Annotated in this window: 19 protein-coding genes and 1 pseudogene; 3 read left to right on the top strand and 17 right to left on the bottom strand. The window is 58.0% G+C overall.

The window, feature by feature from the left end; all coding sequences use genetic code 11:
* Positions 1 to 20 precede the first annotated feature (20 nt).
* Positions 21 to 671 (bottom strand): hypothetical protein, encoded by a 651-nt coding sequence (locus I6J77_RS14120; RefSeq protein ID WP_204109486.1) that lies wholly within the window; start codon positions 669 to 671, stop codon positions 21 to 23.
* Between the two features lie 295 nt (positions 672 to 966).
* Here I6J77_RS14120 and I6J77_RS14115 point away from each other — a divergent pair, with 295 nt between their 5' ends.
* Positions 967 to 2,196, top strand: a complete 1,230-nt coding sequence (locus I6J77_RS14115; protein WP_239309006.1) for a hypothetical protein — start codon at positions 967 to 969, stop codon at positions 2,194 to 2,196.
* A 116-nt stretch (positions 2,197 to 2,312) separates the two neighbouring features.
* Here the strand turns inward: I6J77_RS14115 and I6J77_RS17955 are convergent, their stop codons facing one another.
* The 3 genes from I6J77_RS17955 to I6J77_RS14105 form a co-directional block, all read right to left on the bottom strand.
* Complete coding sequence (locus tag I6J77_RS17955; RefSeq protein ID WP_369334539.1) at positions 2,313 to 2,597, bottom strand: YcxB family protein; 285 nt, start codon at positions 2,595 to 2,597, stop codon at positions 2,313 to 2,315.
* 279 nt (positions 2,598 to 2,876) lie between these two features.
* Positions 2,877 to 3,281, bottom strand: a complete 405-nt coding sequence (locus tag I6J77_RS14110) for a DUF2251 domain-containing protein (RefSeq protein ID WP_204109485.1) — start codon at positions 3,279 to 3,281, stop codon at positions 2,877 to 2,879.
* 56 nt (positions 3,282 to 3,337) lie between these two features.
* Complete coding sequence (locus I6J77_RS14105; RefSeq protein ID WP_204109484.1) at positions 3,338 to 3,604, bottom strand: hypothetical protein; 267 nt, start codon at positions 3,602 to 3,604, stop codon at positions 3,338 to 3,340.
* A 69-nt stretch (positions 3,605 to 3,673) separates the two neighbouring features.
* Between I6J77_RS14105 and I6J77_RS14100 the strand changes: the two genes are divergently transcribed.
* Positions 3,674 to 4,135: a hypothetical protein gene (locus I6J77_RS14100; RefSeq protein ID WP_204109483.1), complete on the top strand. Its 462-nt coding sequence runs from the start codon at positions 3,674 to 3,676 to the stop codon at positions 4,133 to 4,135.
* Between the two features lie 811 nt (positions 4,136 to 4,946).
* Here the strand turns inward: I6J77_RS14100 and I6J77_RS14095 are convergent.
* From I6J77_RS14095 to I6J77_RS14065, 7 genes and pseudogenes are all read right to left on the bottom strand, one after another.
* Complete coding sequence (locus tag I6J77_RS14095) at positions 4,947 to 5,417, bottom strand: YcxB family protein (protein ID WP_204109482.1); 471 nt, start codon at positions 5,415 to 5,417, stop codon at positions 4,947 to 4,949.
* A 54-nt stretch (positions 5,418 to 5,471) separates the two neighbouring features.
* A complete protein-coding gene (locus I6J77_RS14090; RefSeq protein WP_204109481.1) occupies positions 5,472 to 5,927 on the bottom strand; it encodes a hypothetical protein in 456 nt (151 codons plus the stop codon).
* A gap of 64 nt (positions 5,928 to 5,991) precedes the next feature.
* On the bottom strand, positions 5,992 to 6,237 hold the full coding sequence (locus I6J77_RS14085; RefSeq protein WP_204109480.1) for a hypothetical protein: 246 nt from the start codon (positions 6,235 to 6,237) through the stop codon (positions 5,992 to 5,994).
* 65 nt (positions 6,238 to 6,302) lie between these two features.
* On the bottom strand, positions 6,303 to 6,602 hold the full coding sequence (locus I6J77_RS14080; RefSeq protein WP_204109479.1) for a hypothetical protein: 300 nt from the start codon (positions 6,600 to 6,602) through the stop codon (positions 6,303 to 6,305).
* 46 nt (positions 6,603 to 6,648) lie between these two features.
* A pseudogene (locus tag I6J77_RS14075) lies at positions 6,649 to 7,725 on the bottom strand (IS3 family transposase).
* A 554-nt stretch (positions 7,726 to 8,279) separates the two neighbouring features.
* The gene (locus I6J77_RS14070; protein WP_204109478.1) at positions 8,280 to 8,651 is read right to left on the bottom strand and encodes a hypothetical protein; all 372 of its coding nucleotides are present in this window, start codon (positions 8,649 to 8,651) and stop codon (positions 8,280 to 8,282) included.
* A gap of 362 nt (positions 8,652 to 9,013) precedes the next feature.
* Positions 9,014 to 9,382: a hypothetical protein gene (locus I6J77_RS14065; RefSeq protein ID WP_204109477.1), complete on the bottom strand. Its 369-nt coding sequence runs from the start codon at positions 9,380 to 9,382 to the stop codon at positions 9,014 to 9,016.
* Between the two features lie 725 nt (positions 9,383 to 10,107).
* On the opposite strand from I6J77_RS14065, the gene I6J77_RS14060 reads away from it, so the two are divergent.
* Positions 10,108 to 10,287: a hypothetical protein gene (locus I6J77_RS14060; protein ID WP_204109476.1), complete on the top strand. Its 180-nt coding sequence runs from the start codon at positions 10,108 to 10,110 to the stop codon at positions 10,285 to 10,287.
* A 619-nt stretch (positions 10,288 to 10,906) separates the two neighbouring features.
* Here the strand turns inward: I6J77_RS14060 and I6J77_RS14055 are convergent.
* The 6 genes from I6J77_RS14055 to I6J77_RS14030 form a co-directional block, all read right to left on the bottom strand.
* On the bottom strand, positions 10,907 to 11,383 hold the full coding sequence (locus I6J77_RS14055) for a hypothetical protein (protein WP_204109475.1): 477 nt from the start codon (positions 11,381 to 11,383) through the stop codon (positions 10,907 to 10,909).
* 66 nt (positions 11,384 to 11,449) lie between these two features.
* A complete protein-coding gene (locus tag I6J77_RS14050; protein WP_204109474.1) occupies positions 11,450 to 11,812 on the bottom strand; it encodes a hypothetical protein in 363 nt (120 codons plus the stop codon).
* Between the two features lie 351 nt (positions 11,813 to 12,163).
* A complete protein-coding gene (locus I6J77_RS14045) occupies positions 12,164 to 12,406 on the bottom strand; it encodes a hypothetical protein (protein ID WP_204109473.1) in 243 nt (80 codons plus the stop codon).
* Positions 12,407 to 12,460: 54 nt separating this feature from the next.
* Positions 12,461 to 12,841: a hypothetical protein gene (locus tag I6J77_RS14040; RefSeq protein ID WP_204109472.1), complete on the bottom strand. Its 381-nt coding sequence runs from the start codon at positions 12,839 to 12,841 to the stop codon at positions 12,461 to 12,463.
* A 26-nt stretch (positions 12,842 to 12,867) separates the two neighbouring features.
* A complete protein-coding gene (locus I6J77_RS14035; protein ID WP_204109471.1) occupies positions 12,868 to 13,227 on the bottom strand; it encodes a hypothetical protein in 360 nt (119 codons plus the stop codon).
* Between the two features lie 63 nt (positions 13,228 to 13,290).
* Positions 13,291 to 13,818, bottom strand: coding sequence for a GIY-YIG nuclease family protein (locus tag I6J77_RS14030; RefSeq protein ID WP_204109470.1), 528 nt, complete (start codon positions 13,816 to 13,818; stop codon positions 13,291 to 13,293).
* Between the last annotated feature and the right edge of the window lie 668 nt (positions 13,819 to 14,486).

Below are 14,486 nucleotides of genomic sequence, written 5' to 3'. Positions count from 1 at the left end.
GTGGGTGATCTGATCGCCTCTCACGCCCCTTTGCGGGATGTCGCGGGATCGCAATGGTCGTCGCGAATCAGTTCGTTGCGCCAGTTGGTTTCCCAGGTTCTGCCGCCGTCCGGCGAAAACGCCTGCTCCCATTTAGCCGCAACCGGCGAGCCCTTCGGGTTCACCGTCCAGATGAAACGCACGAGTACCGGTTTGCCTTCGTAGGTATCGTGTCCGGTGAACACGCCCACGTTGCCGTCGAACCTGCCGGTCACCGGAGGCTGGATCACGCCGCCGGAGAACTGGTTGTTGACCCAGTAGATCCGCCACAGGCCTGTCTTGGGATCGTACGTACGCAGGGTCACGCCCACGAAGTCCTTCCAGTACGCCGACCGCATGACGTCCATGCCGCCGATGCCGCCGGGCAGGGGACTGCCCTCGCTGCAGGTGACGAAGTCATCCCATTGATGGGAGCCCGCCAGACGTTTCACCAGGCGATGGTTGGGCATCCGCCACTTGCCGTACTCGAAATCGAAGTCGTGCGAACCGTCGCGCATCGGCGTCGCCGGTGCGGCGTTCGCCGCAGGCGAGGTTGGCGTGGGGCCAGAAGCCTCCGCGCCGATCGCGGCCGGGGCGAGCACTGCACCAAGCACGAAGAGGAAAGCCGAGGTCCTGGAATGCATGATCTCCACCTCCGGTGATTCGGGACTGCTGATGTCCTGATCGAGCCCGCCGACGGTACAGCGAAGTCGACCTCGGCAGAAGTGCGCTCCGTCGGCTCTTGTTGCGGACATCGCGCAGGCATCATTGACCACGGCGCGCCGACGCGCATGTCATCTGTGGATCGTCGGGGACGACGCCAGATTCGTCCGACAAAGCCGCCACATTCATCGGGAGGAGCTGCACATGTCGCCTCGATTTGCCCTGCCTTGGCTGTTGCTGGGAACGCTTGCTCCCGCCGTCATGGCTGCCGCTCCGACGGAATCCATGCTGACCTCTGCGAAGAGCTGGTTCGACGAAGCCACCCGCCAATGCCAGGCCGACCAGGGGCATCTGTGGGGCCAGACCCTGTGCGGACCGATGCTGCTGGTGGTGCCGGCCACACGCCAGGTGATCGCCAATCAGGCCGACGCACAAGGCAGGCTGCACGCCGAGGACGGCGTATTCCTGGGCCAGCTTCCCCCGGAGGAAAACATCGCCAACACCGCGCTGGATTGGGCCGGCGTGCACTGGAGCGAGATGCTCTGGCCTTTGCCCGGCGATGCATCCGAGCGACGCACTCTGATGGCACACGAGTCGTTCCACCGCATCCAGCAGAGCCTTGGCCTGCTCACCGCGGACGGCGACAACGCGCACATGGATACGCTGGACGGACGCTACACGATGCAACTGGAATGGCGCGCGCTGGATGCGGCACTGTCGGCCACGTCCGACACCGACCGTCGCGCGCGCATCGCCGATGCACTGGCCTTTCGCGCCGCGCGCTACCGCAGCTTTCCCGCTGCGCAAAAGGCAGAGACCGCACTCGAACGCAACGAAGGCCTGGCCGAATACACCGGCGTCATGGTGGGCAACGACACACCGGCCGAGCGGCTGGCGGTGGCGCACAGGGACCTGACCATCCACGCGGGTGACGCCGGGCTGGTGCGTTCGTTTGCCTATGCCACCGGGCCGGCGTACGGGTTGCTGCTGGACCGTTACCGCCCGGGCTGGCGCAGCGAGATCGTGCATGGGGGTTCACCGGCGTCGCTGCTGGCATCGACGCTGCACGTCGACATGGCGGCCGCACCCGAAGTCGCCCGGCGAGCCGCCCGCTACGACGGCGCGGCACTGATGGCCAGCGAGCGCAAACGCGCCGCCGTGCATGCCGAGCGGCTCGCCGCCTACACCGCCCAACTCGTCAGCGGTCCCGTACTGCAACTGCCGCTCAAGCACATGAAGGTGCAGTTCAATCCGAGCAATCTGCTGCCGCTGGGTGACGCCGGCACGGTCTATCCGACCATGCATGTCAGCGACGACTGGGGCACCATCGACGTCGACGACGGCGCGTTGCTGACCAGCGACTGGTCGCGCCTGTCGGTCGCTGTACAGCCAGGTGGGCCGCAGGGCAATCCGCTGCGCGGCAAGGGCTGGACCCTGCAGCTGGCGCCGGGCTGGCAAGCCGTGCCGGGCGCGCGCGACAGTGACTGGACCGTGCAACGGATCGCAGGCAAGTAGCCGATGAGGGGGCGGAGGCAATCAAGATTTGTTAATCGCCTCGGTTACCACGTCCGCAAGCGAAAGACTCCGGAGCGCACACTGCCCCTGTTTTTCGGACCCGTGTTCCGACGTGGTTAGGTGCCAACGCGGGGCACCCCGCCCGCGACGGCGAGCTGATGGATCGCCACCGAAGCACCAGGCGTTGTAAGTGCACGCAGTGGAACACAATGTGCACAGCGTTTGGTGAAGTAGAGGAACAGAATGCCTCGCCGCTCCCGCACTCTCAAGATTCCCGGCCACAGGTGGGTCAGCTGTGTTGTCCGGGTGCTTACGTGAACTCCGGCGGCATTGAATCGATAGATGTAGGGGCCCTTTGCGCGGCTCGCCCGATGAGTTCGATAGGCGTTCCACAGGAACATGCTCGGGACAAATCCAAAGCACGACGAGACCAGAAGATAGTCCCAGAACGTGTTGCTGGTGGTTGGCCAGCTCATTGTCCAGATGAGCAAAATGCCCAAGGCCGGAAAAAAGCACAACGATATGAATGTCAGGGGGGACGCCAAAGTGATATCCCAAGCGGCACGAAGGCGCTCGTAATAGCTGAGGAAGTAGCTTGCTTCGATTTCTTGAGAAGTTTCCATTGGCACCTGACACTGGAATTGAGCGGTGTGACGGAGCCGTACGCCTCGATCGAGTGGTCAGGACTCTACCGCGAAGAGTTTGAATGCGGAATCGTCCCAGTCGTGGCCGTGCCATTTCTCGGACGGAGGCGGGAAGCCCGTGCGGCAGTAACCGCGTTTGGCAGAGAAATCAAAGATGGCGTGCGCATAGTCATTGATGAGCAAGACCGCTTTACAGTTGTCGGGAGACCAACCGAGCTCAACCACTGAAGGCAGATGCCTGTCGGTGACGTTGGCTGCGTTGTAGATGTGCATGGCATCCTGGATGGGCTGGCCCGATTGAGACTGGTCTAGCGCGTAGAAGTAGCCAGTGTCTCCGTCGTCCTCAAAGACCACAGCAAAAGAGCCATCGGGTGCATAGCCCTCAACGAATTCCTCATTGCCGACGGTAAATTTTTGCCTGGCTACGACGTTGATCGGCATGGGAGTCCTAACGCTGGAATTGAGCGGCGGCGCAGCCGTCCGCCTCGATTGAGATGTCAGCCTTCGCTGAGGGTGTACAGCTCATTGAGGTTTAGTAGACGGTGCCCTTTCACGGTGTTGCATGCGAGGTCCAAGACAATGACCATGAACACGTTTTTGTGTTGAGTGTTGAGCATGACGTGTTGGAATTCGCGTGCCACGTCCTCCCAAACGTATGTGACGCCGCCGTGGCATGAGTAGCCAGCAAAGTCGCTCGTTGGAATGGTGTCGATATAAGCCCAGAAGTCGAACGGCGGGCCGGCCTCAAAAGGCAGTTGCCTCATGGGTGGCCTGAAGGCTTCTTTGAATTGGGTTTCCGAGAGGCTTGGCATGAGGTCTGACGCTGGAGTTGAGTGGCGAACGGCAAACTAAGCGACACGATCCACCATGAGATTGTCACTGTTCTTGCCAAGAGCGTACAAAACCGCACCCAAGACTTGATCAAAAAGCCGACCATTGCCACTGCCGACAACAGCGACATAGGAGGGCTCCTCAGTCGACTCAACGAGGCGAACCTCCACAGTCTCCTCAAGCGCTGCGAAATCAACCGAGTAATCAGCTCCAGAGCGAAACTCGGACCAATTGCTGAAAGTTGCCGCGAGATCGGTTGGCAACGAAAAGTAAGAAAGAATGTGGACTTCTCGATTGGCCATACGTGCCACCCAACACCGGAGTTAAGCGGCGGCGTAGCCGCCCGCCTTGAACGAAATGTTAGGCCGCTGGGCCGCGCCACCACCGGAATTCGTGTTTGTACTTGCCAAGAATGTGGATTGCAAAAAATGAAGCTACCACCCAAGGCAGAGGCTGCAAAATGATTTGCCCAGGCGGAGTCGAACTTGGCCCATAAACACCGTCCAAGGCGGCAAATGGATTGAACATGACGAGAGGTACAACAACAGCGACGAACCAGAGAATTATGAGCGCCAGAATGCGTGCGATGTGCTGCCGTAGCCACAACCCGATGCCGAGGAGCGGAAGGAGGCTCGCAGCAAATAACCATCGAGGTTGCCCGGCGATAGCAAGCTGCATCCCTCGCACCGTGTACCACGCACAGGCAAGAACGAGCGCAAAAAGCGTCCAGCTTAGGAGTCGCGATCGAGTCGAAGGAAGTAGCTTCATTTGCTGCCTAACGCTGGAGTTAAGCGGCGCGCGGTACGCGCGTCCGCTTGGACGACTGGTTAGGGGCGAAGTAGACCTGCACGCTCTGCCACTTGTACATGTAGAACGCCCCGACGCCCACAACAAGCAAACCCGGAAGAACATACGCTAGCACGCCGAAGAACGGACATGGCGCTATGAATGCGAGCGCCAGAAAACTCAAATACACAAGACGAGCGTATGGCCGTTTTGACGCGAGTGCCCACGCCGCGAAGGGGCCAACGATGCCTAGCAAGGAAGCGAGTACGCCTGCGCCGCTGCTCCACCACTCAGCGTAAGTGACGTGCTGACCTTGTATAGCGTATGAGTCGATCGGAATGACTGATATGGCTAAGAATACGAAGCAACATGCGGCATGCGCAGTTAGAAATTTTAGAAGCTTTGGCATGCCGCCGAAGTTTGCCCACATGGCCTAGCCTCTAACGCTGGAGTTAAGCGGCGGCGCAGCCGTCCGCCTTGAACGAGATGTTAGACACCGCGACCACTGTGCCAACTCTGAACGTCTATGAGGAATTGCTGCTGAGACATTGTGTCGGGAAAAGCCCGTGATGGAATGATGAGCGCATTGCCGTTGGTACCCACAATGACAACAGCATCATGTGTCTCTTGAATCTTTGCAACTTGCGTCCACGAACGTGCACCCGACTTATTGCCGATTTGGGTGGACCACCCGAATGGGCCAACAGAGAGGACACGCTCTTCTTTTTTGAACAAGATTTGCGTGCGTAATGCAACGCCGACGATGACCAAAGGTAGCGCTATGGCGAAGGAAGTCCCAACTTGGCGAAGGCTGAAGGACGCGGAAGAGACACCCAAGGCTACAAAAACCACAAAGGCCGCCAATAGGCATTGTTGCCACCAGTACTTCGTTTTCCAGGCGCGCCAGTACCAGCGCCAAATCTCGGAGCGTGTGGAACGATAGCGAAGGATGTAGTCCATATTGTCTAACGCTGGAGTTGAGCGGCGGCGTAGCCGTCCGCCTCGAACGATTTGTTAGACATGCTCTGCGGCCTTGTAGAAGTTTGGCGGAACCTCGACTGAGAAGGGCTCACCTGCCTCGACGGACCTAGTCTTCTTGAACATGCCAGACACTTTAATCTTGTATGGAAGGTAGACGAAGCGCGAATAGCCAGCAGACTCAATATGTACGCGAACACCATCTGGCAACACCGGTGAAAACTGCGCGGGAATATTGACGTTCGCGGCAAGGGCAACGCCTAGAAATTCCCCGGTGCCAGCACCCGAGCGAAACGCGTCAGCCAAAAGCCCGTAGATTTCTTGAGCTTTGGGATGCTCCTCGCCGTTGTAACCACCTACCGCAGCGACCTTCCCGCCTTGCGACAAGGTAGCGCCGAAAGGGTGAAACTCGCCTGCTTTTTCGAGCATTGTGCGTGCGAAGTCTAGGCAATACGTCAGCAGCTCATGCAACTGTTCGGGCGATGCGGCCATGTGCTCCCCTGATGTCTAACGCTGGAATTGAGCGGCGGCGTAGCCGTCCGCCTCGAATGAGATGTTAGACCTGGATGCCATGAGTGTTGTTGTAGACGGCAACAGCTGACCAAGCCAAGACGAGCACAAAAATGCCAACGAACGAGATTTGGTTGACGTGACGTTGAGCATCATGGCCTCGCGGATACTGCCCAAGCGTAACAAGAAGTAGCGACACGCGACCTAGGTTGAACAGAACAAACGACCAGATGATGTAGTACGCGATGAACTTTACGACGGCAACAACACCATTGGTGATTTCGTCCTGCATGGCTAGATGAGGCCTAACGCTGGAGTTAAGCGGCGCGCGGTACGCGCGTCCGCTTGGACGAATGGTTAGCTGGCATTGCGCAGCACGGAGATTGCGCGCTTCAACCGGAACCACCACAAATAAGAGTACGGATGGAAGAGCTTCCACGGCAACGCGGTACCAAAGTGATGCTTTTCGAGCACACGGTTCTTGAGCCACTCGATCTCGAAGCCAACCCACTCAGGAGCAGGAAGCAACCATACGTTGAAGGATACTGCCGGGCGAACCTCATTCCAGAAGATTGCCTCAAGCTCGCCAAGGGAGTACTTGGAGCTGGCGCACACGCGCGCCACCCCTTCAACTATTTTGGACGAGTCGGTGTCCATCCGACGTCCCCCCGCTTTGAGTAGCGGGACGGTTTAGAGTCCGGGTTCACTGTAACTGCTTCGCATAGGCGGCAGGTGTCAGCCCGCCCAGCACCTTCTTCGGTCGCTCCTCGTTGTACTCGCATCGCCAGCGTTCGATCTCGGCGCGTGCATGCAGCAGGCTGGGAAACCAGTGCTCGTTGAGACATTCGTCGCGCAACCGGCCGTTGAACGATTCGATGTACGCATTCTGGTTTGGCTTGCCCGGTTCGATCAGGCGCAGCTGCACACCACGCTCGTGGGCCCAGGTCACCATCGCCTTGCCGCAGAACTCCTTGCCGTTGTCGCTGCGGATCACCTTGGGCAAGCCACGACTGAGCGCCAGGCGATCCATCACCCGCGTCACGCCCAGGCCGGAGATCGCCCGCTCGACCTCGATGACAACCGCCTCGTGGGTGGCGTCATCGACCATCGTCAGGCACTTGATGACGCGTCCCTCAGCGGTGCGATCAAACACGAAGTCCATAGACCAGACCTCGTTGGCTGCCTTCGGCCGAGCCAACGGGTTGCCGCTCGGCAACGGGCACCTTCTTCCGCTTGCGCCGCCGCACCTGCAGCTTCGCTTCCTGATACAGCCGTTCCACCCGCTTGTAGTTCACCAGCAGCCCCGCTTGCCGCAGCTTCAGATGGATCATCCCCACGCCATAGCGCTTGTACCGCTGCGCCAGGGCCACGATCCGTTGCCGGAGGTCCCCGTTGCGATCCGGGCGTGTCGGATAGCGATACGCGCTGGCGCTCATGACGACGACCGCCAGCGCACGTCGCTCGCTCAATCCCTTCTCGGCCATCTGCCGCACCAGCTCGCGCCGAGCCGGTGCGCTCACCACTTTTTTCGCAGGGCGTCCTTGATGACCTCGTTCTCAAGCACCTGCTCGGCCAGCAGCTTCTTCAGCCGACCGTTCTCCGTCTCCAGCTCTTTCAGCCGTTTGGCGTCGGGCACACTCATCCCGCCGAACTTGCTGCGCCACAGGTAGTACGAGGCCTCGCTGAAGCCGTGCTGCCGGCACAGCGCCTTCACCGGCAAGCCAGCCTCCGCCTCACGCAGGAAACCGATGATCTGTTCTTCGGAAAAGCGTTTCTTCACGTCCAATCTCCTTCTGATGGGGGATTGGACTCCAAACCGAGGTGCTACTCAAAACTGGGGGGACGTCGGCCCGTGCCGAGAGCGCTGACGAGGTGTTGGCAAACGAAGGTTTGTTCTTGCTCCCCGTGTGCATGGCATTCGACAGTGTTGGTCATGGGATCTAACGCTGGAGTTAAGCGGCGGCGTAGCCGTCCGCCTTGAACGAATTGTTAGGCCGCAGTGCCACCCTACGCGAGCCTCTCTTGGATATAAGCCTCGGCGCGCTTTGAGAGCGTCGTTGGCTTGGGGCCACCGCCTTCAAGGAACTCGACCATGCGGCCCACAGGCCACGCCTCGCTACGGCCGCCAACGAAGTCGATGCCATGCTCATCACCACGATAGTCATGCCAGTGGCAACCAGAATGCCATCGCGATAGATGCGGTACTTGTACTCACCGAATGACTCACGGGGTGCATCATCTCGCTCGACTCGGTAGGTCATGAGAATCCTTCCTGCGGCCTAACGTTGGAGTTAAGCGGCGCGCGGCTTTTCGCGCGTCCGCTTGGACGAGTTGTTAGCGCTCAACATAGTCAAGAATCGCCTCGTAGTTCTCGAAGACCTTGGCTACGGCTTCTTCCGGATCATAACCTTGCGGATCGACCGAGTCATGGTAGATGCGGTAAAGCGGTCCGTTGGCACCGTCGCTGCTGTTGATGTAGTAGTAGTCGCCACTACCCTCAGAACACCACGCAACGGGCATGTAACCGTCAGCAGCCACGCCGATACCAGGCCAACAAAGAGTGAGTTCTTCGTGTGCTTGCAGCTCCGTTAGGAAAGTGAGCTCTACACCCATACCCGAGAGGTCGTGCTCCTCGTCGACGCAAGCCGACGCCCCAACAAGCTCGTGGGCGCTAACGAGGGCCTGCCAATATTCGGGAAAGTTCATCTTGAGCGCTAACGCTGGAATTGAGCGGCGGCGAAGCCGTCCGCCTCGAATGACTGGTTAGAGCGCAGACCAGCGACACACTGACCGTGTTGGTTCTGCCTATGCATCGTCTTGCTCTGAAAGTCGTTGGCCAATTGCCTTGTCTATTCTGTGCACGCGCCTCATAGCTTCCTTGCGAATTTTTGGGGCAAAGCGTTGCGCATACTGAGTCCAGTAGTCCTTCCAGCGACGAAGCTCAGAGACATCCATTGCCTCGAACCGACCTTCGAAATTTTCAAGTTCTCGAAATTTCCCCATGGATGCGCTCTGACGCTTGAGTTAAGCGGCGGCGAAGCCGTCCGCCTTGAACGAACAGTTAGGCATCATTCTGCGATACCAAGGTCAGAGCGCAAAGACACACCCCCCGGATAGATGATGTCTGCGATGCGCCAGCCTACCGGCAACTTGACTAGTTGGTACCGAAGCTCAACAAGGCGTCCCGTGGACGCCACCTTGTAGTGCACAAGCACGCTGCCGGGCTTTGCTCCAACGTCGAGCTTGAGACCAAGGGCGCCCACACCTGCGTCTGGCACGCCCCAGATGGGCGAATACTCCAGTGCGCAAATGTCATGGTTGTCTGCTGCGCATTTGCTGTCAGCTCGCAGGGCTGCGGCTAGTTGTGGCGTGAAGTACTTCTTCAGAATGGCTTGCGGCTGGTCCGACAGCGTGTTTGCGTTCCAAGAGTTGACCATGACGGCCTCCCATGAGAAGTCACGGTATAGCCGACTTACGATTTCCTCTGGGCTGGTAGCGGCTGCAGCCGATCCTTACGCCCCAATGGAGCCCACAAAAACAAGTGCCAAAGCTGCCAAAAGTCGATTCATGAGGTCTGACGCTGGAGTTAAGCGGCGGCGCAGCCGTCCGCCTCGAACGAAATGTTAGACCGCATGCTACGGCGAGACCCAGTGATAAGTCTTTACCACATCGTTGTCTTGGCCAAGCTCAACAGACCAAGCCTCAATGCCAGGAAGTACCGGCCACTCCCACCACAGCCGGACAGTGCAGGGAGCAGTGCATGGTGTGCCGGTGTAACGAAGATAGGGCGCGCCCGCCAGCTCACGGAAGCTGGGACTTCCTAGCCGGCTAATGACGGCCGCCTCGGTGTCACCGAGAGCAAATTGGCCAAGTGCAGCGTTGTAACGGTGCACTTGCGTGGCGCATGACCCAACAGCAACGACAGCGACTGTCAGCGTCGAGAGTGCAAGAACTCGTAGGGTCTTGGCCATGCGGGCTAACGCTCAAGTTAAGTCGAATTGCAACGCGTAGCTGACAACATGGCAAGTTCTATCCTCCATGTTGTTAGCGTAGCGATGCAATTTCGGTTTGAACGCATTGTTAGACGTCATTACCAGTTACATGGCTCTTTGGCGGTAGGTAAGCAACTGCTGCCTTGGCTCAGGTGCAGGAAAGGCGTTGTTTGAAATACGACAATATGAATATGCCTCCCTTCAATTCCGCCGTGCTCGTATTCAATCAGCCATCGGTCTCCGACATGCTCGACGCGGATCAAGCGTCTATGTTCCAAGCCAGCAACACCCAGGTCTGTGGGATTCCATTTCTGCTGTGGGTCGGCAAAGCCGCATGGCTCATCACATAAAGCTACCAAGGCCTGTCTGATATCAGCAGGCAAGGCTGCCATAGACGCCGGGCTAGCCACTGCCAGCTTTGGGAAGATCAGGAGAATGCTTATAGCGGAGGCGAGAATTCGCATGACGTCTAACGCTGGAGTTAAGCGGCGCGCGGTACGCGCGTCCGCTTGGACGACTGGTTAGGGGCGAAGTAGACCTGCACGCTCTGCCACTTGTACATGTAGAACGCCCCGACGCCCACAACAAGCAAACCCGGAAGAACATACGCTAGCATGCCGAAGAACGGACATGGCGCTATGAATGCGAGCGCCAGAAAACTCAAATACACAAGACGAGCGTATGGCCGTTTTGACGCGAGTGCCCACGCCGCGAAGGGGCCAACGATACCTAGCAAGGAAGCGAGTACGCCTGCGCCGCTGCTCCACCACTCAGCGTAAGTGACGTGCTGACCTTGTATAGCGTATGAGTCGATCGGAATGACTGATATGGCTAAGAATACGAAGCAACATGCGGCATGCGCAGTTAGAAATTTTAGAAGCTTTGGCATGCCGCCGAAGTTTTCCCACATGGCCTAGCCCCTAACGCTGGAGTTAAGCGGCGGCGAAGCCGTCCGCCTTGAACGAGTTGTTAGCGCGCTGGCCGGGTAGGAGCCCTTGAGCCCGCGGCTTTAAGATCTTGTAAGCCTGACAGTAGGTCAGCTTGGCGAATAAGTAGCCCACGAACGCCATAGCCATCACCGAAATCCTTCAAGTAGCGAACGACGTCAATGGCGTTCGAGTCGTTGGTACCATAAAAGGCGATATTTGCAGCACCTTTTGTGACTGGCGTTACCGAAAAGGAGAGGTCGTTGATCTTGATCTTTGTAAGTACAACTTGGTAAACAGCTAGGTCACCTTTCGAATCGGGGTCGCGGACAACGAGACGCCCCTGCCCAGCACTATCGAGCTCTAGACGCACCACTGAGCCCCATGCATCTGGGCCAACCCAGATACCGGCAAGTTGCGCTTTTGTTCTCGGCGTCGGCGGCTTGATGGCCTGCGCGCTGACACTTACAAGCAGCAGCGCGAGTCCGATCAATGGCACAAACAGGCGTATGGATTTCACGACTCCCCCTGAAGGCGCTAACGCTGGAGTTGAGCGGCGGCGCAGCCGTCCGCCTCGAACGAGTAGTTAGCCGCGCAGTGCCGAGGTTGCAAAATGGCCCGCTCCAGTAAGGAAAACTGAGGCTACACAGGCCAGAAGGAACACGCCTGAAGCAACAAAGCCACCTTTGATGCCACGAGACCTGAAGAAGTAATACGGCATCGCAAAAATGGCGAGAGCGACTACGCTGATGTTGAGCCAAACAGAGCGTCTGTAAGAACGCTGCTCTGAGTCGATACGGTACCAAACGAAGATAAGAAACACGCCAGCCAGCATGCAAGGAATATCCGAAGGTGATTGAGCACCACTTGGCGCAAAGTATTGCCCCAAGGCACCACTAAGAAATGAGCTGACAGCGAAAAGCATCAGGACGACAGTCTTTGGTTTCATAGAGGCTAACGCTGGAGTTAAGCGGCGGCGCAGCCGTCCGCCTTGAACGAGTTGTTAGCCGGCTACCGTTTGCCTGCGCCGTAACTGCCGGATACAACCCGACCAGAATCGAGCACGTCGCCAGCTGTCTTGCCAAGCAACCTGTTTCGGCATGGAGCGCAGACGACGTAGATCTTGGACGGTGGAATTGAATACTCCCAGCGTCGAGTGGAGCCGCGAAAGCAACGATCGCATGAGCCCCACGTACCTAGAAATTTTGACTTGTGACGAGCTATATCGAAATTTGGCATGAGAGAAGGCTAACGCTGGAGTTAAGCGGCGCGCGGTACGCGCGTCCGCTTGAATGAGTTGTTAGGCCGCGGGCTCCGCGTCGCGCCGGATGATCTGCGATACGAGCCCTTCGCCGCCGATGATGTCCTCGTTGCCGCTGAAGCGCGAAACCTCCATGTGCCCATCCTCGAAGACGTCCACTTCCACTCTTTCCCCCACTAGCGTCAACGAGACTAAGACCGAATCGGGTCTGTAGCGCGCAATCGTAAAGTGGATGCGCGCCGCTTCGAGTTCGCTCAGAAGGTTGTAGAGGGGGTGGCTCATGGTGCCTAACGCTGGAGTTAAGCGGCGGCGTAGCCGTCCGCCTTGAACGAGTTGTTAGACCGCTGCCCCGGACGCTGAGACCGAGCGTGCTTGAAGAAAGGCAAGCAGAAATGGCGTACCAAAAATTACTGCCGCTACAACCGTGAAGGTTAGCGCAAATACAAAAAGTCCTGAAACTAGCCAGACCGCGGCGGGAATTTGGATAAGAGTAAGACCAAGGACTTGCCGCCGGGTAATAGCATAGGCCCCTGCAGCGGTGGCAAGCCACATGATGCAAGTGCCAACGATGGAAAATGTGGTGATTGGTAGATGAGCCATGCGCGCGTGAACAGGTCCGATGACCGGCCAGGCAATGGCGCCGAACAGGAAGATCGCCACTAGCAGCCAAGCGCACAAGTCAGCGAAGACAAATGAAATCTTTACGAGCCTCTGCATGATCTTCCTGCGGTCTAACGCTGGAGTTAAGCGGCGGCGCAGCCGTCCGCCTTGAACGAGATGTTAGGCTGGCTCCGCGGCACGGCGAAACTGACCTGACGCTTCAAGGGCCAAGGATACATCCGCAACACTCGGTCATTGTTGAATGTAGGAATGATAAAAAGGCCGCCCCAGTCATCGGAAAGTTCGAAGCTGCCGCCGGCATAGACGCACTCCCAAAGAAAATCATCGGGTGCGGGCAAGCTTCCAGTACATGAGAACTCAGCTAACTGGCCCTCCAGTAGCTTGAGAACAGGCGGGAAACCCTCGGCTCTGTGGTCGCCACGGAACTCGATAAGCATGAGATGCGGGGTGCTATAGCCAGGACGTACTCGGAATTCTTCCATGGGCAGCCTAACGCTGGAGTTAAGCGGCGGCGAAGCCGTCCGCCTTGAACGACCTGTTAGGCATCACAGCCCGGTCACTGGCACGCTTTGGCCTTCGGCTTTGATGGCCTTTAAATCTGATTCGCTGAGATCGAACCACTCACCTTCGAGACGCTTTTCGTGGTACCTCAGATGAAAGCTACGCTCTGCATGCGTGTAGTCTTCAAACCATGCGTAGTGTTCGACTGACGTGGGGAAGGGTAGCTTCACTGCAAATAGCCTGGTTCTACTTCTGAGGTTTACGGTCTTGCCAATCTTGAAGCCGAGTTTCGAACGAATGACGTAAACATAGCCTCCAGTTGGCGAGGCCGACGGCCTTGGCGAGCGGCCAGATGCTGGTGGTTGAGCACCGAACTCTAAATCGGCAAATGCTGGAAAATGCTCGGCGAACAAGGCCTCTAGCAGATAGCGTTCTGCAACGTCCTTGGCATACCCGAAGAATGGTTTGGCTTGCGTCCACCATCTTCGCCCGGTTGGGTTCGGCCGAAAACTGACGTCAACGGGCTGCCAATCGACTTCTGCGGAGGTGCGAGAGTGCTCGACCTTGCGCACGATTCCGAGAGCGTGGACTCTCCCCAATTGAGACTCAGCGTCCCAACTCGCTAGCGTAATGCCGTGCCGTGGGCGAAGCTTTTGCAAGAACTCGGGCGGCAACTCAACCGAGGTCGTGGAATTCAGCGGCTCACCCAGAGCCACACAACTTGCACTTGGTCTTAAGCGCCAGAAATTTTTCGGTGACCGTGACGTCATTTGTGATACCTAACGCCTGAGTTAAGCGGCGCCGGAGGCGTCCGCCTTGAACGAAATGTTAGGCAGCCTCGACGCACCGCAGAATGTCTCGACCACCAACGACCACAATTGGATTTCCGAGCGCGTCCAACATGCCAAGCGGCAAGTGGCCTGTGGTCTGAGAGCTGAGCAGCAACGGGCCCGAGCACCCAGGGAAGTAAAGCACAGTGTGGCCGTGGGCCAAGATCTGAGCGAGGCCTTCCCATAGGCGTGGGTCGGAGCATGGGCGCTCAACAGTGACGCTGTGGACTTGGCTAGATGAGTCGGCCAACGGCGAAAGAGATAGCGAACATGAATCGCGCGGCCCGAAGGCCAGATGCCAATAGTTCGGTTCCGGTTCGGAAACACAAGCGCCGAAAACATCGCGGATAGCATCACGTGGGATGCCTGCGGGCTCGCCATTCTCGAAACATTGAACGAAGAGATCGAAG

It is taken from the genome of Rhodanobacter sp. FDAARGOS 1247 (assembly GCF_016889805.1).
Lineage (GTDB): Bacteria > Pseudomonadota > Gammaproteobacteria > Xanthomonadales > Rhodanobacteraceae > Rhodanobacter.
Note: the sequence above shows the minus strand (reverse complement) of the source record. Positions and strands in the feature narration are given on the sequence as shown.